Raw genomic sequence first — 22,020 nt, 5'->3', positions numbered from 1 at the left:
AATATTTTAAAGCTTTCAGCCTTCGGCTTTAAGCTTTATGCTGCTACTCTGTCCTTAAGTTTTTAACAGGATTTGATAACGCTGCTTTAATAGCCTGAAAGCTAACGGTTACCAGCGCAATAAGCATAGCCAACACTCCTACCGCCGCGAATACAACCCAGTTAACATTAACCCTGTACTGATAATTTTGCAGCCAGTTTGTTAAGGCCCACCAGGCAACCGGGAAAGCGATAAGGCATGAAATTGCAACCAGTTTCAAAAAATCTTTTGATAACAGGCCCGTTAAACCGGTCACCGACGCGCCCAGTACCTTTCTGATACCTATCTCTTTAATCCTCCGTTCGGCTGTGTAGGCAGCCAGACCAAACAAGCCCAGGCAGGATATAATGATAGCCAGTGACGCGAATGTACCCGCCAGCTTCCCGGTTAAGGTTTCGGTTTTGAACAATTGGTCAAAGTCATCATCCATAAATTTATATTCAAAGGGGTAACCCGGATTGTTTGTCGTAATGATAGTACCAATCTTGCTTAACGCATCCTGTATGTTTGCCTGATCCTTAAATCGAATGCTTAATACACTGGTTCCTGTCGGATGATTATATAATAAAAGCGGGCCTCCTCCGGCATACATATCATTGTAAAGAAAATCTTTAACGATGCCTACTATTTGAAAACTCTTTTCTCCATTTCTTATAATGCCGCCTATATGCCCTTGCTTACCCATTTGCCGGGCCAAATCCTGGTTAATAATTACGTTATTGCTATCAAGCGAGGCATTGGCATAAAACCCCCGGCCGGCAGCCAGTTTTATACCCATAGTTTTTATAAATTGAGCATTTACATTTTCCCAGCTGATCAGCGGGTTTTTTGACGGGTCTTTTCCATCCCATGAATAATTATCGGTATTTGTGCCAACCTCCAATACGCGTGAATCACTTAGTGAAGCGTCTTCTACTACTCCGCTTGCTTTCAGATCGTTATAAACGCTTTCAAAATGATCAATCAATTTACCCTGGGTACTTACATAAATAAGGTTGTTTTTGTTATACCCCAGGTCCCTGGTTTTTACATGCTGTATTTGTTGGTAAATGATAACCGTACCGATGATCAGGATAATGGAAACAGAGAACTGTATTACCACTAAACTCTGCCTGATAAAACCTGCTCCGGCGCCCGATGGCAGTTTCATACTTTTTAAAACCGTAATAGGATTAAAAGACGAAAGGTAAAAAGCCGGATAACTACCTGCCAGCAAACCGGTAACCAACCCTATCGCTATCAGGTAAATAAGATGCCCGGGCTCCATAATATTAATGGCAAGCTCCTTTTGAACAAGGTTATTGAAAAATGGCATTGCTATATATACGATGCCTATGGCCATAAACACGGCTATATACGCCATAATAACCGCCTCGCCTATAAACTGGCCTATCAGTTTGCCTTTGCCTGCCCCCATTACCTTGCGTACACCTACTTCCTTAGCGCGTTTTTCAGAACGTGCCGTGCTCAGGTTCATAAAATTAATGCAGGCAATAATTAAAATGATAAAGGCAATGGCCGCAAATAAACACACATATTCTATACGGCCCCCATCCATTTTTCCATCAGTAAAGCTGTCATGCAGGTTCCAATCATTCATCGAGAAAAGGAAACACTCAGTGGTGTTCTTGTTTTTCTTTGTTTTGATATAATGAAGTAACTTTTGGTTTACCGCGTTTACATCAGCTGATGGTTCTAACTCAACATAGGTATGCGCCCAGTTGGCGCTCCAGTCATTCATCCAGGGAGCTTTGTGGTCAATGTTTTTTATGGGCGCAAGCCATTGAAATTGAAAGGTTGAGTTTTTAGGCAGATCATTAAAAACTCCGGTAACGGTAAACTCCTGCTCATTATTCATTTTTAAGGTTTTGCCAACTGGATTGGCATCACCAAAAAATTTCCTGGCCATGGTTATGTTAATTACCACCGAATGTAACTCTCTGAATACATTTGACTCATCGCCCTGAACAAACGATAGTTTCAGCATCGAAAATATCTCCGGATCGGTATAGCTTCCCTCTTCTCTGATGGCTTTTTCGCCAAGGGAAAACAACAGGTTGTCTTTACCAGCAATTCGCGCAGTGTTTTTTATACCGGGGATCTCTGTTTTTAACGCCGCGGCCATAGGGCCAGGAGTAGCATGAAAGGTAGATTTTTTGCCCTCGTAGGTCTGGTTCTCATAAATGGTATACAGATTATTCCTTTTCTCAAAATTATGATTGTAGGTAAATTCATCCTGTACCCACAAAAATATCAGGGAAGCACAGGCTATACCTATTGCCAAACCGGCAATATTTAAAAAACTATAAGCCCGGTTGTTTAACAGGCTACGCACCGTGGTTTTAAAATAATTACCTATCATGACTATTGTGTTTTAGATTATATCTGTGGTATAAACCTTATTCGTTCCGCAAACTATTTACCGGGTTTGCCAACGCTGCTTTTATTGCCTTATAACCCACTGTTATCCACGCAATAATTACAGATGTTACTATGGCCAGTACAAACACCCATATACTTAAGGAAATGCGATATGCAAAATTTTGCAGCCAACCGGTCATCAGGTACCAGGCGGTAGGCACAGCTATAACAAATGATATGGTTATAAGCACCATAAACTCTTTAGAGAACAAGTAGACAATACTGCTAACCGATGCGCCCAGAACTTTACGGATACCTACCTCTTTGGTACGTTGTACCGCCATAAATGATACCAGGCCATATAAACCCAGACACGAGATAAAGATGGCTATACCTGCAAATATTTTATAAACCAATGCCATCTGATTTTCCTGCTTATAAAAATTGGCTATGTTCTGATCAAGAAAATACCCGTTATAGGCATATTCCGGATAAGTATTTTCCCACATCTTTTGCAATTCGGCAACGGTTTTGGAGAGGTTGTTGGTTCTTATTTTGATGGCTACATGCGATTCATATGCTTTGTGGGCCGATATCACAATTGGCTTTACCGTTTCGCGCAGCGAGTTAGTCTTGAAATCTTTAACCACTCCGCTAATAGGCAATGTTGCTTCCGTACCCAAACGAACGGTTTTTCCTATGGCATCCTGTGCGTTCAGAATATTTAATTTGTGAATAAATGTTTCATTAACTACTACCTGACGGGCGGTATCACTTACGTCATATCCCTTTCCAGCTACAAAATGGAGTTGAAAGGTTTTAAAATAATCTGCATCGCCATATTTTAAATAGGTATTGAAACCCGGATCTTTAGTAGAATGGTTAAAGTAAAAATTCATCGACGAGTTATTATCAGATGATGGCGCATCTGACGAAAAACTTACCGATTGTACCTGCGCATTTTGCAATACACGCTGCTTAAATGAATCCATTTTACGCAGGCTCAGGCTATCGGTATAACCTGGTATAACCAGTACGGCGTTTTTATTAAAACCCAGATCGGCCTTGTTCACATAATCCATCTGGCTTACAGCCACAATGGTACCAATAATAAGCAATTGAGATATAGCAAACTGAGCGATAACCAGCACCCTGCGTAATGGTATACCGCCTATGGAGGCGGCAGTGATTTTATTTTTAAGGGCCAGCACCGGTTTAAAACCCGATACTATTAAAGCCGGATAAATACCAGACAACAGTATCACCACAAAAGTTACCGCTGCTAAAAACAATATGCTATCTGTGTTTAACAAATTGATATTATCTGGCACGCTGGCAATATTTTTTAAATAAGGTATGGCTATTTTGGCTACCAAAACCGCCAGCAAAACCGCTCCTGTTACAATGATGGCGGTTTCACCCATTACCTGCATTACCAGTTGATTTCGGGTGCTTCCCAACACTTTGCGTATACCCACTTCCTTTGACCGCCCAACAGATTGTGCCGTTGCAAGGTTTATAAAGTTGATAGAAGCCATGATAATGATCAACACCGCAATAAATGACAGGGTGCGTAAAGTAGCCATGCTCATTTGATGATCGCCGATGGTGTTACCAAAGCGCGTGTCAAAATGCATTTGCGACAAAGGCTGGGCAAAAATTACCCGGCGTTTGGTTCCGGTTTCGTAATGCTTGTTGGTAAATGCAACGAGTTGTTTATTGATATTATTTACACCGGTGTTGGGGAACAACATATATACCTGGTGACTGCTGCTTATAGATCCCCAGTCGTTTTCATAATCATACTCTTTGGGGTGTTGTTTCCAGGTAATGTACGATACCATTACTTTAAATGGAAAATCGCTGTTCGCCGGCGCGTCATCAACAACGCCGGCTACCTTCAGGTTTATCAGGTTGTCCATTTTCAGGATTTTCCCGGTAACATCGTTCCAGTTGTTAAAATACTTTATGGCGGTACTTTTATTAATTACTACCATATTAGGCTCCGCTAAAACAGCCGGATTACCCGCCAGCCATTTAAAGCTAAAAATGTCAAAAAATTGCGGCTCAATAAAAACCAGACCTACATCTTCCGTGAACTTTTTATCGCTTGTACTATTGCCTGTGTTGTTATCTGGCACGGTGATCTGGCTGCCATAACTGGAATTTAAAGCCGCCACCTTAGCCTGTGGAAAATCAACCCGGAGGGCATCTGTTGCAGGCGCTGGTACACCCGGTGTATAATGCAATCCATCCTCATGAATTTGCTGGATTACTACATGGTATATGTTCTTAAAATTAGGTTGGGCGGTATCAAAGCTTAATTCATATTTAATAATGATAAATATGAGCAGGCAAGCTGCAATCCCTAAAGTTAAGCCGGCTACATTAATAATGGAGTACCCTTTATGACGTATTATATTTCGCCAGGCTATTTTTAAATAATTTTTCAGCATATCTTTAAGGTTATCAGCATACCGGGCTAAAACCTATACCAAAAACATAATTATCTGAAAATCAATTAACTGATATAAAATCATACAGAGAACATGTACGCAACCGTAACACTATGTGTACGGTTATGATACAGTGTTTTAAAGAGTTTAATTGTACGCAATAAAGCTGGTACAGAATTAATTAGAATATTAAACAATGGTTGCAAAGGACTGGTAAAAGTTCACGATAACATTTTCTCCATAACCAGGTATTTGTCCTTTTTTCCTATACAGGAAAAACCAACCCGCTTACATATATTTTGGGCTTTTATATTGTCTTCTCTTACTTCAGTAAGGCATTTCTTAAACCCTTTAAGTACCAGGTCGGCAATAAAAAAGTCAACCAGCCTTCTGCCATATCCCATTTTTCGTACGGATGGCGAAATCACAACCATTGATAAAAATGCAACTTTATTTACATGGTCATTGGCATAATATGCTAAAAATCCCTGCAATACCCCTTCCTCCATTACCGAAATTACACAAGCTTTTTGCATGATCTTATCTACATAAGCATTCAAATCGTCCATAGCGTACATTCCGCTGGGGTCGTCAAGTAAGGGGAGCATTAAATTGTAAATTTCAGATCTCATAGCAATTGTGTTAATGATTAGGTTAATTTTAATTTGAAAACCAAGCCATAATTAACTCTTACACACTGCACCAATCATTCCGGGGGCAGGAATTATGATTATAACCGGCTTTAACTCATGTTAATGTCACAATTCTATTGTTATATTATCTAATAAGCAAACATAATGAGATATTGCCTGTAACTTGTATAATCTTAATTACAGGTTTACATATTTTTTACAGGTTATTCGTTCCGCAGGCTATTTATTGGATTAGCCATAGCCGCCTTTACAGACTGAAAACTAACGGTTACAAAAGCAATTAGTAAAGCGATAGCAGCGGTAACGGCAAATATCCACCACTGGATGTCAATTCGGTAAGCAAAATTCTGCAGGTACTTACTCATCATGAACCATGCGAGCGGAGATGCTATAATTACCGCAATCAACACTAATTTTAAAAAATCGGCCGATAATAATGTGGTAATATTGGTTATTGACGCTCCCAGCACCTTTCTTATGCCTATCTCTTTTGTACGTTGCAGCGTCAATAATGATATGAGACCGAGTAAACCCAGGCAACTTATAAAAATGGCTATAATAGCGCTTGATGTAATAAGTTTGTTCAGCAGTTCTTCTTTTTAATAAAAGTCTGCTATCTGTTCATCCAGAAAATGGTATTCAAATACATTATCCGGAAAAACCGACTGCCATGTCTTTTGTATCTGCGCCATTGCGGCCGACTGGTTTTTCATATTTATCCGTACCCCGATATACTGATAGGCTGACCGGAAAGTACTGATGTACTCTGCCTCAATTGGTGTATACAATGATTTTGCATTAAAATCTTTCACAACCCCCACTATTGTGCCCGCGTTATTAGACAGATCGCCTGCCGTAAATTTACGCCCGATAACCTGCTGCAGATCATTGATCCCCAGCTTGTGCATTAATTTTTCGTTAATCAAATATTCCATTGCGGTATCGCTTTCGGCTATGTTTCTGCCCGCAATGATGTTCAGACCAAATGTTTTGGCATAACCGGCGTCACCCATAATGGTACGTCCAACAAATTTCTCCCAGTCGCGGCCATCATATTTGATAGAACCGCCTTTATCTGCCGTTGACGATGGCGCCCTGTAACAATACGAAACCGCATTGATCCCCGGATTTGCCAATAACCGGTTACGCAAAAAATCGGTTTTTCCCTTATCAAAATCGGGCAATGGCAGCATTATAACACCTGTTTTGTTATACCCGAGGTCTGCGGTTTTCAGATACCTTACCTGCATGGTAATGATAATGGTGCCGATGATAAGCACCTGCGCAATAATATTTTGAATTACGATAAGGCTTTTGCGGCTAAACCCAGTTGATTGTGACTGATTACCCACCTGGTTTTTTAACGCGTTTACCGGTTTAAACCCACTCAAAATCAGGGCCGGGTAAAAACCAGCCGCCATAGTGATCATTATCATCATTATGCCTATAAAACCAAACAGTTTCCAATCATTTACCAAGCTGAAAGTAAGCATGGTTTGGAGCCATGAATTTAACACCGGTAAAAACAGGAATACAAACAGCATGGCCAGCAAACCGGCAAATAAAACAATAAGGAAAGTTTCGGCAATGAACTGAAAAAATATTGATGTTGGTGTGCCGCCTAAAACCTTGCGTGTTCCTATTTCTTTGGCACGTTTAAAGCTTTGGGCTGTAGCCATGTTAACAAAATTAACACAGGCTATTACAATCAATAATAAACCTACAATGCCCAGCGTAACCAGTAATGATTTTTGTATCACTCCGCTGTACCGGCCGTCAAAGTGTACCTCATTTAAGGGTTGTAGTAAAAACTTGTACGACTTTGAGATCTCTTTTCCAGCGGCTTTGGTAATTGCCGCTTCAACCGTTTTAGGAGATAAGTTTGGGGGGAGCGACAAAAACAGCACATTCCGCGAATCAGAAAACGCCCAGTTTTCCTGCCAATCTTTTTGAATATCAGGATATAAAATTTTCAGGAAGCTTTGCGATAGAAACATATCGCATTTAAAGTCGGTATTGCTAACATTGTCCTTTAGTACACCGGTTATCTTAAAGTTGTACTTGTTGTTCAGGCGGATAACCCTGCCCATTACATCATCTGTACCAAAGTATTTTTGAGCCAGCTTATGCGTAATAACTGCATTGTACGGATCATTAAACGCGTTAGTAGCACTTCCCTGAAGCCAGGCATAGTCAAGCATATTAAACCAGTGCTTATCGGCAAGTCCAACGTTTTCTTTTTCATAAAATAATTTGCGGCCTGCAGCATCATTCTGCGAAACGGCAATAGTAAATGATTGTTTCCTGATGAGTAGTCCGGCATCTTTGATCTGCGGAAGTTCGGTCTTTATCGCTCTCGCTAAAACCATAGGAGCGCCCTGGTCGTATAATATTACACCATCATCAAAATGTACCTGGTTTACAATTTTATAAAGCTGTTTGGCATCATGATGATACGTATCAAAACTAAGGTGATAAGTAATAAACTGATACAGGATAATACCACAAGCTATGCTTAACGACAAGCCAAATACGTTTATAAGCGTATAAAACTGATGTTTCCGTAAATTGCGCCAGGCTATTTTGAAGTAATTATGTATCATATACCTTTTGTTTATACGATGATAGCTAAATTACTTAAAATGAGTAGTTAAATTGTGTTAAAACATTTAATAGCTTATTCACTCCTCAGGCTGTTAACTGGGTTGGCAATAGCGGCTTTAACCGTTTGAAAACTTAATGTAATTAACGCCGCAACCAGCATACCTGTACCACTTAAAGCAAATATCCACCAGCTTATGGTAGTGCGGTCGGCAAAGCTTTGCATCCATTTATTCATGGCATACCAGGCCAGCGGTGTAACCAACACAAAAGCCAATATAGTTAACAACACCAATTCGGTAGATAAAAGGGTAACTATCTGGGCAACCGATGCGCCCAACACCTTACGTACGCCTATCTCTTTTGTACGCAAATTGGTAGTGTACATGGCCAATCCCAGTAAGCCAAGGCAGCTAATAAATATAGATAGTCCGGTAGCCCAGGCGAGCAATGTTGAAGTATGTTGCTCGCTATCATAAAGCTGTGCTAAGTTTTCATCAAAAAAATGATATTCAAAATCATCATCCGGATATATTTCCTTCCAGGCTTGCTGCATGCTGTTGATCGCTTTTTTCCAGTCGCCCCCGTTTGCCGATTGCGGTTTTAACGCGATATGAAACGTACCATGATTATAGTGTTCATTACTTGTTAAAATAGCCAAAGGTTTAATAGGCGAATGCAACGACTCGTGATGAAAATCGGCCACTACGCCTACGATCTCTATTTTTTTATCGCCGTTGAAATTGTCTATCTGTTTACCAACAGCATCCTGCGGATTTTTAAACCCAAATATTCTTGCACAGGTATTATTGATCAGGAATGCCCTGCCGGTATCCGCTATTTGTATATTACGCCCAGCGAGCAGTTTAATCTTATACACATCAATATAATGCTGATCGCCGAATTTTAATTCCAGGTTTATCTTGACCTCTTTTTTGCCGTCTTTATAAGTAGCTTCTGTAGAATTGCTCCCATTGGATGATGGCGCGTCTTTTCCAACACTTATCATTGTTACCTGCGGAATAGCCTGCAGCTTATTCATAAACACATGATTACGGCTGTCTGTCCGGTTTTTCCACGGAGAGTTTATAATGATAATAGCATCCTTTTTAAAGCCCAGATCTTTGTGGAGTACATAATAAATCTGCTTGCTAACCAATACGGTAGCCATTATAAAAAACTGGGCTATTACAAACTGGGCTACTGTTAACGATTTTCGTAAAAAGGCAGTTCTTGTTTTACTGTTGCTATTAACGGCCTGATTTTTTAACACTAAAACAGGCTGGTAACCGGATAACACCATAGCTGGATAGAAACCGGAAAGCAGGGTTACCACCACGGTGAGTATTACTAAGAACAACATCAGGCCAGGTTGTTGAATAATATTTACACTTATACCTTCCGGGATAAAATCGGCAAAAAGCTTCAATATCACCGGAGCAAGCAAGACTGCTATTATTACTGCAATAGTAGTAATCAGGAAGGTTTCGCTTAAAAATTGTACAATTAACTGGGTGCGTGTACTCCCCATTGTTTTACGAATACCTATTTCCCTTGCCCGCTGTGAGGATTGGGCCGTTGTTAAGTTTATAAAGTTAATACATCCTAATATCAGGAGAAACAATCCAATAGCCAACAACCCATATAGCGTTGATTTATTAGCGGTACGGCCCGAATTAAATGTGCCATATATATTATTAAAGTGCAGATCGTTTAGTGGTTGTAAACTGAAATTACGGGTATTGCCTTTATTCGACGGCTTTGGTGGATCATGCTTTTTTAGCAATTCATTTAATTGTTTTTCTACATGTGCTACTGTAGTATTTGGTGAAAGCTTAATAAAAAGCTGTGAGTCGGAGGTTGTGCCACCCCAGTTATCAAGTCGTAACTCGTCTGAAAGGGCCGTATTGTTCTTTGCCGTGGTATATGATATAAAATCGTGAAAGGCAAAATCGGTATTGCCCTTCAATGGTTCTACAATGCCGGTAACCGTTGTGTTCACGGTATCGTAAGTTACCACACGGCCAAGCATTTGGTTATAGGACGTTTTAGGGAAATATTTATTAGCCTGATCTGTAGTGAGCACCACCTGGTTGGGTTCGTTTAATGCGGTTTTAACATTACCGGCGAGCCAGGTGTAGCTTAATAAATTAAAATAACGGCTATCAGTTAATATCACATTATCCTGTATTTTGAACTTAACCGGCATGCCCGATTTTGTTGGAATCAATACATTAGGCTGCGACAGGTTAAAAAATGGAGCCGTTATTTCGACACCGCTTACTGCTGTCCTTACCGCCTCAGGTACGGGCCCAGAAACCCCGCGGTTGTGTGCTTCTTCGCCAGCAAAGGTGTAGTTAGAAACCACCCTGTAAATGCGGTCGCCATCAGGGAAAGACTGGTTAAAGGTGAAATCAAAATGAACAATAAGGTAGATAACAAGGGCCGAACTGATACCAATGGATAAACCAATAATATTAATAAACGTAAAAAGCTTATGCCTCCGAAAATTACGAAACGCAATTTTGAAATAATTTTTTATCATGGTTTTCTTAAATTCTAAAATCTAAATCTTAAACTCTAAATTACCGGGCATTTTCACTCACCACTCACCACTCACCACTCACCACTCACCACTCACCACTCACCACTCACCAATACTACTCACTCCGTAAACTCTTCACCGGATTAGCCATTGCAGCCCTCATAGTATTAAGGCTTACTACAATGAGTGTTAACAGCAATATCAATATGCCCACTACCCCAAATAACCATATGCTGATATTGACATGGTATGTATATTTTTGAAGCCAGTTATGCATTAACCACCAGGCCAGGGGCGTTGCAATTACAAAGGCTATCAGCACTAATTTTAAAAATTCGGTAGATATTAATACCAATAACTGTTGTATGGTTGCTCCTAAAACCTTGCGTATCCCTATTTCCCTGAAACGTTTTTCGATGGTGAACGATGCCAGACCGGCTAAGCCTATACAACATATAAAAATAGCCAGGCCGGCAAAAATATTAGTGATACGGCTTATCAGTTCTTCGGTCAAAAACTTTTTACCAAACTCATCATCCACAAACTGGTATTCAAAAATATCAGCCGGACTATATTTCGCGTAAATATTTCGCAGTAATTGTATGGCTTGCTGGGGTTTTACGTCATTATTTAGCCTTAGGTTTATATAACCCGAATTGTTATGATCGGAAAAAACCATCATCGGATCAACAGGCATGTATGGCGATAACATCACCACATTATCGGTTACCCCAATTACCGTATATTTATGATTGTCATACCGTAATTGCATACCAATTGGTTTTTTGATTTGCATGGCTTCAACCGCCGCTTTATTCAACAATACAGCCGAAGTATCAGATGGCATCCCTGTAAATTCATGTCCTTGCAGCAGTTTAATACCCATGGTTTTAACATAATCAACGTCAGCTGTCATGTTCGAAAATATAATATTGGCATTTGCAGGCTTACCCTCCCAATCCGGTGGACCCGATCTCCAGGATATTTCCGTTACCATCCATGAGGTACGGGTAACATTTTTGATAAGCCCGGTTTTCAGCAGATCGTTTTTAATAGATGCAAAGTTTTTATCAGTTGCCGCTGTAGATGGCGTCATGATCAGGTTGTTTGGATTGTATCCTATATTCCGATCTTTAATATGTTGTATTTGCTGATAAACAATAATAGTAGCCGAGATCAGCAAAATTGATCCAACAAATTGAAACACCACCAATATTTTGCGCGGTGCTATTGCACCCTTACCTGCCACAAACGTGCCTTTCAACACTTTCACCGGGCTAAATGACGATAAATACAATGCAGGGTAACTGCCTGCTATTACACCGGTAAACAGGATGATAATAATTGCGCCCATCCAAAATACCGGCTCCGAAATATTTAAATATAATTGTTTACCAACCAACAGGTTAAATGATGGAAGTAACAGATAAACCGCCATTATAGCACATATAAAAGCAATAAGCACCAATATCATCGACTCTAAAAAGAATTGTGATATCAGTTGCTTTTTGTCCGAGCCCAGTGTTTTCCGTATACCCACCTCTTTGGCCCGTTTTTCTGACCGGGCAGTTGAAAGGTTCATAAAATTAACACAGGCAATCAACAATATTATGATGGCAATTACAGTAAAGAAACGAACGTACTCAATCATACCGCCAACGTTCTTACCATCTTTAAAATCGCTATACAGGTGCCACTTATTCATCGGAAAAGTAAAATAAGTGCTGATTTTATCTTTATTATGCTGAAACATAACACCGGTAATATATTTCTCAAGCTGCGGAATATTTGGATTATCCACCGTTTGTATATATACTTCCCATGATGAGCCTTCCCACCGGGTCATGGCGTTCTTAACATCAGCACTTGAAAAGTTGTAAGGTATAATAAAGTCAAATTGCTGGGTGGTATTACCAGGCAAATCGGCCAGTACGGCAGTAACCTTGTGTACTTCGTTATTATCAATCTTTATTGTCTTATTAATGGGGTCAGCACTGCCAAATAAGCTTTTGGCAGTTGATTCGGTGATCACAATTGACAATGGATCAGTTATGGCAACAGCTGCATTACCTTTAATAAACTTCCAGGAAAACATATCAAAATACCTGCCCCCAACATAATATCCATGCTTTTTAATGCGGGTTTCGCCAAAATTAACCTGGTGCTGCTCTAAATGAGACGTAAGTACCGCGTTTTTTATTTGAGGATACCCGCTTTCCAGTGCCTTAGCCAGCGGAAACACCATGTTCTTATCAGTGAAAATGCTGTTTTTAAAATCGCGGTTAGCTACTACCTGGTAAATTGTTTTATAGTTTGCATGGGCCTTATCATAAGTAAGCTCATTCTTTACCCACAAAAAAATAAAGATAGTGCAGGTAATCCCGATGGTAAGCCCAAGCAGGTTTGTTATAGAAAAACCTTTATTTCTGATCAGGTTTCGCCACGCAATTTTGAAATAATTTTTTATCATGGTTATAAACTCTAAATTCTAATTTCTAAATCCTAAATTGCCCGGCATCTTTACTCACCACTCACCACTCACCACTCACCACTCACCACTCACCACTCACCACTCACCACTCACCACTCACCACTCACCACTCACCACTTCACCACTTCACCACTTCACCACTTCACCACTTCACCACTTCACTACTCACTGCGCAAACTCTTCACCGGATTGGCCGTGGCCGCTTTAATAGATTGAAAGCTTATGGTTACAAATGCAATCACTACGGCAACAATGCCGGCCAATACAAACACCCACCATTGTATACTGATATGGAAGGCAAAATCAAGCAGCCATTTACTCATAGCGTACCAGGCTACGGGCAAAGCAATTACCGCCGCTATAATTACCAGCTTCAGGAAATCCTTTGATAGTTCGGTTACAATTTGTGGTATGCTTGCACCCAGTACTTTACGCACCCCTATTTCTTTTACCCTTTGCGTAATGGTAAATGCCGATAAACCAAACAGACCCAAACAGGCTATAAATATGGCAACGCAGGAGAAGATGGTAAACAGGCTGCCCTGCTGCTGTTCGCTGTTATATAGTTTTTGAAACCGGTCATCCAAAAAAGTGTACTCAAAAGGTATTTCGGGTTGCGCTTTACGCCAGGTTTCCTGAATAGTATTGATAGCCCCGCTAATGTTGTTACCGGTAATTTTAACCGACAATCTACTGTAGTTATTATTGGCGAAAGGCGGCATCCGCATGAGCAATGGGATAATGTTTTGGTGTAATGATTCAAAATGAAAATCATTCACTACTCCAATAACTTTTCCGCGTACCCCACCATAGCTCAATTCTTTACCTATGGCCTTTTCGGGGGTTTTCCAGCCTAATACCTTAACCGAAGCTACATTGATGATATAATTATTACTGTCTGTACTAAAATCGCGGGAGAAATTACGGCCGGCTGCCAGTTTCATTCCATAAGTTGGAATAAAGCCATAATCAACATTTATAAATTTTAAATCGGCCTTAACCGGTTGTGAGGTACTTCCTTCAAAAACAGATACCCCCTGGTCATCAAGCAACCGCCCCGACGGGATACGTGACGAGCGTCCAAACTCCTTTATATCCGGATTTTTCATCACCTCATTTTTAAACGCGCTGAGCTCGTTGTCAGAAAAAGGGTTACCAATGGTGATGATGTGTTCTTTATCAAACCCTAATGATTTTTGCTGTATATATCTCAGTTGCTGAAATACGATAGTGGTTGCTATAATGAGGATAATGGAAATGGAAAATTGTAACACTACCAGCACCTTGCGGAAGGATATATTGCCCGAACCTACTTTTATAATACCTTTTAAAACCTTAACCGGTTTAAACGACGACATAAAAATAGCTGGGTAAATACCGCTGATAAGGCCTACTATAAACGGAAGCGCTATTACGGCTATCAAAATTTTCGATTGATAAAGACTGCTGAAAAGCAAATCCAGTTCAGAAAACTTATTGACCAGCGGGATCAGCAGCCAGGTAAGCACCAGGGCCAATACCAGTGAGAAACAGGTGATCAAAACCGATTCGCTTAAAAACTGCGTAATGATTTCTTTTCGCTGCGCACCTATTACTTTTCTGATGCCTATTTCTTTGGCCCGTATGGTTGATCTTGCTGTTGAAAGGTTCATGTAATTGATGCAGGCTATCAATAAAATAAACAGGGCAATGGCCGAAAATATATAAACCCGTTTGATGTCGCCGTTCTGTTCAATTTCATCGTCAAGATGTGAGTGCAGGTGGATATCTAAAAAACGCTGTATATGTAATTTGCTGAATTTCGATTCCTTAAAATTACCAGGTTGACCAGGAAAATGCACATACTTATCTAAAAATGCAGGAAACAAAGAAGCTACTCTATCAACATTATACCCTTTCGGGAAAAGCAAGTAGGTAAAAAATGCGTTATTTCCCCAATTGGTTTGTAACTGCTTTTCGCCATAAATTGTACTATCTCTTAAGGTATTAAATGATAACAGCATTTGGGGGTGTAATTGTGAATTGGCCGGAAATGGTTCATATATACCGGTAACCTTAAAATTAACCTGGTTATTGAGCCTGATCACTTTATTTATTGGATCTTCATCTCCAAAGTATTTCCGGGCCATATCCGGGGTCATCATCACGCAAAACGGGTCGCTGAGCGCCGTTTTAGGGTCGCCTTTAAGGGTTTTCAGGCTAAAAAAATCAAAGAAGTTCTCATCTGCAAAATATGAACCTCTTTCGGTCAGCAGCTTATCCTTGTAACGTAAAACAACATTACCGTTCGGGAATACACGGGTTACTTTTTTTATGTCCGAAAACTCATTTTTAAGCAAAGGGCCAAACGGCGGCGCGACCGCGCCTAAATGCAGGTTATCAATACCATCGGCGGTATTAAAACTGCGCGTTACCCGGTAAATGTCATTGGCATTGGTGTTAAACTTATCATAGCTCAATTCATTAACAATATATATCAGGATAAGCATACAGCATGTTAAGCCTATGGTTAAACCAAAAATATTGATGAATGATATAAATTTATGCCGGGTAATATTGCGTATAGCGCTTCGTAAATAATTCTTTATCATAACGTTAATCTCTAAATTCCAAAACCAATCCCAAATTCAAATCAGGTTTAGTAGCACAACTGACTCAAAATCTATTTAAAACGCGTACCAATTATTTAATTAACTAATAATCAATTAATTAGCATAAAAAATCCAAGCCTATACTGTTCGCAGGCGTAACACCGTATGTCCGGTTATGATACAGTTTTTTTAAAACAAACAAGGCCTGTCAGTTAATATTGACAGGCCTTTGCAATCCTTAGTTTGTTACGTGTAATCAGTTAAGGTTCAGGGTTATTCTTCCGTTACCCCTAACCTCAAACGGAGTTCCGCCTCCGTTAAGTTTTCCCTGTATTTTTTCCTTTTCTTTAACTCCATTAAAATTCCCCAACAGGGCTGACTCTATCTTTTGGCCGCGAAGGTCAAGATCAAGTCCTTGCTTTGAAGGAATATCCAGGTCAATATGCCCTGAACTAACATCAATTTTAACATATTTGCCAACATTGGTAAACTGCGCATGGAAACTACCGCCACTGGTTGAAGCGTCAAGGGCACATGCCAGTTGCGACAGGTTGATACTGCCGCCCGAGGTGCCGGTTACCAGCTCACCGCTAATGTTATTGGCGTTGATACTGCCTCCGCTGGTGTTCGCATTAATAGTACCTTTTAAAGCATCTAAACGCAACGAACCGCCCGATGTTCCCAATTTTATACGACCCTGGCAATTTGATGCATTAACGCTGCCGCCACTGGTTTGCAGGTCAATATCCTGACCTGAATTGCTTACACTTATGCTCCCGCCCGATGTTCTGCCACGTATTACCCCGGTAAGGCGATCGACATGCAGGCTGCCGCCGCTTGTTTCAAAACTTTGCTGTCCGGTTAGGTTATCAAGATGAATACTTCCTCAGCTGGTTCTTAAATCAGTAGTTACCTGGGTAGGTACAAATACTTTAAAGGAGATGTTAAGCCCGTTGTTGCCGTCAAAAGAGCGATTGTTTTTGTTTTTTGCAACCGCGTGGACCTCGCCCCCGTTTACGGCAACGTCCAACTCATAATTTTCATCAAGACGTTTTTTAATTTCGTCGTTTGATATATTCCTCAATCCGTTGTTGCCGGTTATGTAAACTTCAACCCTGGGTTGCTCGCCGGTTGCGCCGCTAACAGCAATGCTGCCGCCTGATGTAGTTACAAAAACCGCTTTTACACCAGCCCCTGCCAATGATTTTGTCATGTATGGCGCCTTGTCATTCTGTGCTAAAACAGCATACCCCTGGCAGGCCACAAATAACAACAGTAAATACTTTTTCATAATGTTTTGGTTTAATTTAGATATAAGACCCTTTTATTTAACTTTTAGTTGCATTGATATAAAAAAAATAAAACATGCTATTCGCTCCTTAAACTATCCACCGGGTTAGCCAAAGCTGCTTTAATAGCATGGTAACTGATGGTAATTATAGCCGTAAGCATTGCGATAACACCTGCTACGGTAAATACCCACCACGGTATGGTGATGCGATAAGCAAAGTTCTGGAGCCAGTTGTGCATAGCCCACCACGCCACCGGCGAGGCGATAACGATGGATAACAACACCAGCTTTAAAAAATCTTTTGTTAATAAATTAGTAATCGCAGAAAGGCTTGCACCTAATATTTTACGCACGCCTATTTCTTTTGTACGCTGTTCAATAGTAAACGCGGCCAAACCAAATAGTCCCATAGTGGCCAGTATTACGGTGATATAAGTAAATATACTGAATATGGAAGCCAGCCTGTCTTCTGCCTTGTATTGCTGGTTAAAGGCATCGTCCATAAAGGTGTAGTCAAACGGGGTGTCCTTGTCGTACTTTTTATAAATATCCTGCATTGATTTAAGCAGCGACGGCAAATTGGTATGCGGTTTTACTTTGGCAAACAAATTACAACCCAGCTTACCCCATAATGATGTAGAATCAGGAATTGTTGAAAGCGCCATCGGACTGACAGCATATTGCATCGATCCAAAATTGAAGTTCTTTAATACACCCACAACTTCTAACCTGTCTGATCCGGCTTTTATAAAGCTGCCGATAGGATTAACCGGAAGATTTAATTTTTCGATAGCCAGCTCGTTAATCACTATTTTATTATGGGCTGCCAGTTCGGTATTTGGTAAGGGAGGATACTTCCATTTGAGCCCCAGCATCGAAATAAAGTTATGGTCAACCAGCAGCGATGTGATCAGCACGTTTTGGTCTTTGGTTTTGCCTTCGGCCGAAAACGTATCAAAGCCTTTAAACATCGCGTTATGCGAAGTGGCTATGCTGCTTACGCCAGCCAGGTCAGCAATGTCCTTTTTAAATACCTGGTATTTTTTACCCAAATCTTTACCAACGGGTATCATGATAACATTATCACGGTTTACGCCGGTATCTACATGCCTGAAATAATAAAGCTGCCTGTCGATGATAATCCCGCAGATGATCAGCCCCACTGATATAGCGAATTGCAGCGTAGTGAAACCCTTGCGCACCATCATGCCACCTGCCTGTTTACTTGTTTTCCCCTTTAAGGTGATAGCAGGCTTAAACGCCGAAAGTACTACTGAAGGATAACTGCCCGCTATCAAAACCGTTACCAAAAACAAAGCGACCAGTAGTGTAACAACTAACGGGCTATATAAAAATGAATTATCAATTTTAAGCTGCAATACATTTAAAAACCAGGGCTTTACCAAAAAGCACAGTAAATAGCCTAACACAAATGATATGCTGCTGAACAATGCGGCTTCTACATAAAATTGAACGGCTATGTTTTTGCGGCTGGCACCCGATACCTTACGTACACCAACCTCTTTGGCGCGTAAGGTTGCGCGCGCAGTGGCCAAACTCATGTAGTTAACCAATGCCAGCAACAATATTAAAACAGCTACCAGCGGAAATATTTTAAGGTATTTAGTATTTGCCGTGTCGCCGTCGTTACCCTTTAAGTGCATATCTGTTAAAGGTTGCAGGTAAAACTGTATCCCTTCGGCATCCTTATTTTTCTTGCTTATCAATTGCATGTTATGCATGAAGGAAGCGGTATCTGCGGCATGATTTAATTGCAGGAAGATATTAAAAGATCCAAATCCAACTTTCTGAGAACCGGAATACTGAGCAGCCTCTTTCATTGACTGGAAACTTTGGCCCGAAGCCACAAAATTAAAGTTGATAGAAGAATTTGACGGAGCGTTTTCGGCCACCCCGGTTATTTGATAAGTATGGACGCTATCTGTTTTAATATTGATGGTTTGACCTACAGGATCGGCATGGCCAAAATATTTTTTGGCCATATCTTTTGAAATCACCACCGAGAAAGGCGTTTTCAGTACTTCTCCCGCGTCGCCGGATAATAACTTGAAAGAGAAGAAATTAAAGAATCCCGGATCAACGAATATCAGCTTACTTTCTAAAAACCTGGCTTCGGGAGCCGACGGCTTATTAATTACAATTGGTTTAAAGTAATTCAAAACACGTGCAAAGCTCTCTACCTGCGGATAGCTTTGTTTAACCAGCGGCGCGGTAGCATAGCTCATATAAGCCATATCCACGGTATTATCGCCCATTTTTAATTTCCCGTGCAAACTAAAAGTACGCTTCCCATTTTTGTGGAAACTATCGTAACTCATTTCGTGCGTTACGTATAGCATGATCATGATACACACGGCCAGACCAACGGCCAACCCCACAATATTGATAAAAGTAAATCCTTTGTTTTTACTTAAACTACGAAATGCTATTTTGATATGGTTCTTAAACATAGGGCTTAGATGGTGAATTATAGGTATTTATTGTTGTTAGATTTATCATTCATTTTTTAAACTGTTAACCGGATTGGCGAGTGCCGATTTAATGGATTGAAAGCTGATGGTTAAAAAGGCGATCAAAATTGCACCTATGCCGGCCAGCGCTACTATCCACCACTGAAAATTTACCCGGTAAGCAAAACCCTGCAGCCATTGGTGCATAAAATACCAGGCAACCGGCGACGATATTAATATAGCGATGAACACCAGTTTGATAAAATCTTTGGTCAGCATGGCAACAATAACAGACACATCGGCTCCGAGTACCTTGCGTATGCCTATTTCTTTAGTGCGCTGCTCCGCGGCGTATGCAGCTAAACCAAACAACCCTAAACAGGCTATGGCTATGGCCAATGAAGTGAATATGACTGATATTTTGCCTATACGCTGCTCGGTGCGGTAGGTGGCATCAAAATCCTGATCCATAAATGAATAGGCAAAATGCTGATTGGGAAGCAGCGATTTCCATTTGCTCTCGATGGCTGATATTAAGGCAGGAGCGTTTTTGCCGTTGGTGCGCACGCTGAGCGCATCATAGTTGTCTTCCAAAAACAAGGTAACCGGCGAAATATTATCACGTAATGAGCTAAAATGAAAATCTTTGACAACACCAATAATATTAAACTTTTTGATGGTTTTGCCCCCGCTATCCATAGGGCGGTAAATTGGTTTGTTTAAGGGAGATTTAAGTCCCATTAGCCTAACGGCAGTCTCGTTTACAATTACTGCAGACGAATCTGTATGCAGCTGGGTCGAAAAATTACGGCCGCTAACTACCTTGATGTTAAGCGTACGCAAATAATCCTCATCAACCGACCATACCTGTGGTAAAATGCCGCGTTTTTGATCAAGCGTAGGGTCCTGGAACAGCGCGCTTGTATTTCTATAATCTGCGGTAGGTAAATAGCCTGTTAATGTGGCATCATCCACACCGGGCAGCTGTTTAACTTCCTGTTTAAAAATCTTAGCCTGATTGCCAAGTGCCCCGGTATTTTTTACAATAAGTATCTGGTTGCGGTCATAACCCAGGTTTTTATTCTGGATGTACTTGAGTTGATTATAAATAACCAGCGTACCAATGATCAGGATAATGGATATAGAGAACTGGAAAACTACTAAAAAACTGCGGAGCATACCTCCCTTGAAACCTGTAGATAACTTTCCTTTAAGCACATCAACAGGCTGAAATGCCGATAAGAAAAACGCTGGATAGAACCCCGCCAAACATCCAATAACCAGTGACACAGCTATCATTACCGGAACTAACCAAATGAGTGAATGTAACGTAATGGCAAGTTCTTTACTGGCTACCTGATTGAATAAGGGCAGAAAGGCCCACGCCATCAACACCGCTATAAGAGTTGATACAAAGGTTACCAGAATAGATTCCGCTAAAAACTGGGCTATTAATGATCCACGCGGCGAACCCAATACCTTACGCACCCCAACCTCCCGTGCCCGGTTTGATGAACGGGCGGTAGAGAGGTTCATGAAATTAACGCAAGCTATAAGCAGGATAAATATAGCAATGGCCGAAAAGATGTAAATGTACATGATGTTGCCATTATGCCCCAGTTCGCCTATTTTGTCTGAATAAAGGTGTATATCCGTAAGCGGTGTTACATCCATTTTGAAGAAGTTGCCCGCCTTTTCAAATTCATCCGTGGTTAAGTGAACAACACTTTGCAGTTCTACATTAATGTGCCTGCGCATCATTGGCGGCAGCTGGGCGTTAAATTTTTTATAATCAACACCTGGCTTTAGCAAAACATAGGTATTAAAATTATTGCTCAGCCATGTAGTTTCCCTACTCTCGCCGAGGGTTGACATGGACAGGAAAAAATCATAGTTAAAGTGTGATTGTTTGGGAATGTCTTTAATAACACCTGTAATTTTATAATTTTCATGATCATTCAATACCAGCGTTTTGCCAACTACATCAGTCTGATCAAAATATTTTTTGGCAGTACTTTCGGTAATTACCGCGCTGTTAGGTTCAACCAGGGCTGTGGCGGCATTGCCATTAATAATAGGCAGGGTAAAAACATCAAACAAAGCCGGGTCGCTGTAAACTATCCGGTCTTCCTGAATATTCTCATTCCCTTTTTTAACATGCACACCTCCCCGCCCTTTCAACCTCAGGGTGGTTTCTACGTTTGGGAATTCGGTTTTTAAAACCTGCGCAAGCGGGGCCATGGTTTGCGCATATCGCGAATGATTGCCGCCAAACTTTATTTCAAAATTCACCCGCATAATGCGGTCGGCCTTTTTGTTGAACCGGTCATAGCCTACCTCATCAATTACATAAAATACAATCAATAAACAAGTGGCTAACCCAACAGACAAGCCTAAAATATTAATAGCTGTAAAGCCTGTATTTTTCCGCAGGCTGCGAATGGCGGTTTTGAAGTAATTTTTCAACATGATATTTTACAATAAATGCTTAATAATAAGATTTGTATATCATACAACTCAA

Annotated in this window: 12 protein-coding genes; all 12 read right to left on the bottom strand. The window is 40.7% G+C overall.

The window, feature by feature from the left end:
- Nucleotides 1-43: 43 nt before the first annotated feature.
- Nucleotides 44-2,401 (bottom strand): ABC transporter permease, encoded by a 2,358-nt coding sequence (locus tag SNE25_RS17365; protein WP_321560259.1) that lies wholly within the window; start codon nt 2,399-2,401, stop codon nt 44-46.
- Between the two features lie 37 nt (nt 2,402-2,438).
- A complete protein-coding gene (locus SNE25_RS17360; protein WP_321560258.1) occupies nt 2,439-4,856 on the bottom strand; it encodes an ABC transporter permease in 2,418 nt (805 codons plus the stop codon).
- Nucleotides 4,857-5,077: 221 nt separating this feature from the next.
- On the bottom strand, nt 5,078-5,488 hold the full coding sequence (locus SNE25_RS17355; RefSeq protein ID WP_321560257.1) for a GNAT family N-acetyltransferase: 411 nt from the start codon (nt 5,486-5,488) through the stop codon (nt 5,078-5,080).
- A 224-nt stretch (nt 5,489-5,712) separates the two neighbouring features.
- Nucleotides 5,713-6,066: an ABC transporter permease gene (locus tag SNE25_RS17350; protein WP_407667049.1), complete on the bottom strand. Its 354-nt coding sequence runs from the start codon at nt 6,064-6,066 to the stop codon at nt 5,713-5,715.
- A gap of 42 nt (nt 6,067-6,108) precedes the next feature.
- Nucleotides 6,109-8,112: an ABC transporter permease gene (locus SNE25_RS17345; RefSeq protein ID WP_321560256.1), complete on the bottom strand. Its 2,004-nt coding sequence runs from the start codon at nt 8,110-8,112 to the stop codon at nt 6,109-6,111.
- Between the two features lie 74 nt (nt 8,113-8,186).
- The gene (locus tag SNE25_RS17340) at nt 8,187-10,655 is read right to left on the bottom strand and encodes an ABC transporter permease (RefSeq protein WP_321560255.1); all 2,469 of its coding nucleotides are present in this window, start codon (nt 10,653-10,655) and stop codon (nt 8,187-8,189) included.
- Between the two features lie 115 nt (nt 10,656-10,770).
- Entirely contained in the window at nt 10,771-13,125 is a 2,355-nt protein-coding gene (locus tag SNE25_RS17335) for an ABC transporter permease (RefSeq protein ID WP_321560254.1), read from the bottom strand.
- Nucleotides 13,126-13,307: 182 nt separating this feature from the next.
- Nucleotides 13,308-15,737, bottom strand: coding sequence for an ABC transporter permease (locus SNE25_RS17330; RefSeq protein ID WP_321560253.1), 2,430 nt, complete (start codon nt 15,735-15,737; stop codon nt 13,308-13,310).
- A gap of 256 nt (nt 15,738-15,993) precedes the next feature.
- The gene (locus tag SNE25_RS17325) at nt 15,994-16,422 is read right to left on the bottom strand and encodes a DUF4097 family beta strand repeat-containing protein (protein ID WP_321560252.1); all 429 of its coding nucleotides are present in this window, start codon (nt 16,420-16,422) and stop codon (nt 15,994-15,996) included.
- A gap of 201 nt (nt 16,423-16,623) precedes the next feature.
- Nucleotides 16,624-17,028, bottom strand: a complete 405-nt coding sequence (locus tag SNE25_RS17320; protein WP_321560251.1) for a hypothetical protein — start codon at nt 17,026-17,028, stop codon at nt 16,624-16,626.
- A gap of 77 nt (nt 17,029-17,105) precedes the next feature.
- The gene (locus SNE25_RS17315; protein WP_321560250.1) at nt 17,106-19,499 is read right to left on the bottom strand and encodes an ABC transporter permease; all 2,394 of its coding nucleotides are present in this window, start codon (nt 19,497-19,499) and stop codon (nt 17,106-17,108) included.
- A 45-nt stretch (nt 19,500-19,544) separates the two neighbouring features.
- Nucleotides 19,545-21,968, bottom strand: coding sequence for an ABC transporter permease (locus SNE25_RS17310; RefSeq protein ID WP_321560249.1), 2,424 nt, complete (start codon nt 21,966-21,968; stop codon nt 19,545-19,547).
- Nucleotides 21,969-22,020: the final 52 nt, after the last annotated feature.

Source organism: Mucilaginibacter sabulilitoris (assembly GCF_034262375.1).
Taxonomy (GTDB): domain Bacteria; phylum Bacteroidota; class Bacteroidia; order Sphingobacteriales; family Sphingobacteriaceae; genus Mucilaginibacter; species Mucilaginibacter sabulilitoris.
This window is presented reverse-complemented; position numbering and strand designations above follow the sequence as displayed.

Bases quoted from the DNA above. Each gene is read 5' to 3' on its own strand.
- SNE25_RS17365 (WP_321560259.1), bottom strand. From the start codon at position 2,401: ATGATAGGTAATTATTTTAAAACCACGGTGCGTAGCCTGTTAAACAAC.
- SNE25_RS17330 (WP_321560253.1), bottom strand. From the start codon at position 15,737: ATGATAAAGAATTATTTACGAAGCGCTATACGCAATATTACCCGGCAT.
- SNE25_RS17310 (WP_321560249.1), bottom strand. From the start codon at position 21,968: ATGTTGAAAAATTACTTCAAAACCGCCATTCGCAGCCTGCGGAAAAAT.
- SNE25_RS17335 (WP_321560254.1), bottom strand. From the start codon at position 13,125: ATGATAAAAAATTATTTCAAAATTGCGTGGCGAAACCTGATCAGAAAT.
- SNE25_RS17320 (WP_321560251.1), bottom strand. From the start codon at position 17,028: ATGAAAAAGTATTTACTGTTGTTATTTGTGGCCTGCCAGGGGTATGCT.
- SNE25_RS17360 (WP_321560258.1), bottom strand. From the start codon at position 4,856: ATGCTGAAAAATTATTTAAAAATAGCCTGGCGAAATATAATACGTCAT.
- SNE25_RS17315 (WP_321560250.1), bottom strand. From the start codon at position 19,499: ATGTTTAAGAACCATATCAAAATAGCATTTCGTAGTTTAAGTAAAAAC.
- SNE25_RS17340 (WP_321560255.1), bottom strand. From the start codon at position 10,655: ATGATAAAAAATTATTTCAAAATTGCGTTTCGTAATTTTCGGAGGCAT.
- SNE25_RS17345 (WP_321560256.1), bottom strand. From the start codon at position 8,112: ATGATACATAATTACTTCAAAATAGCCTGGCGCAATTTACGGAAACAT.
- SNE25_RS17355 (WP_321560257.1), bottom strand. From the start codon at position 5,488: ATGAGATCTGAAATTTACAATTTAATGCTCCCCTTACTTGACGACCCC.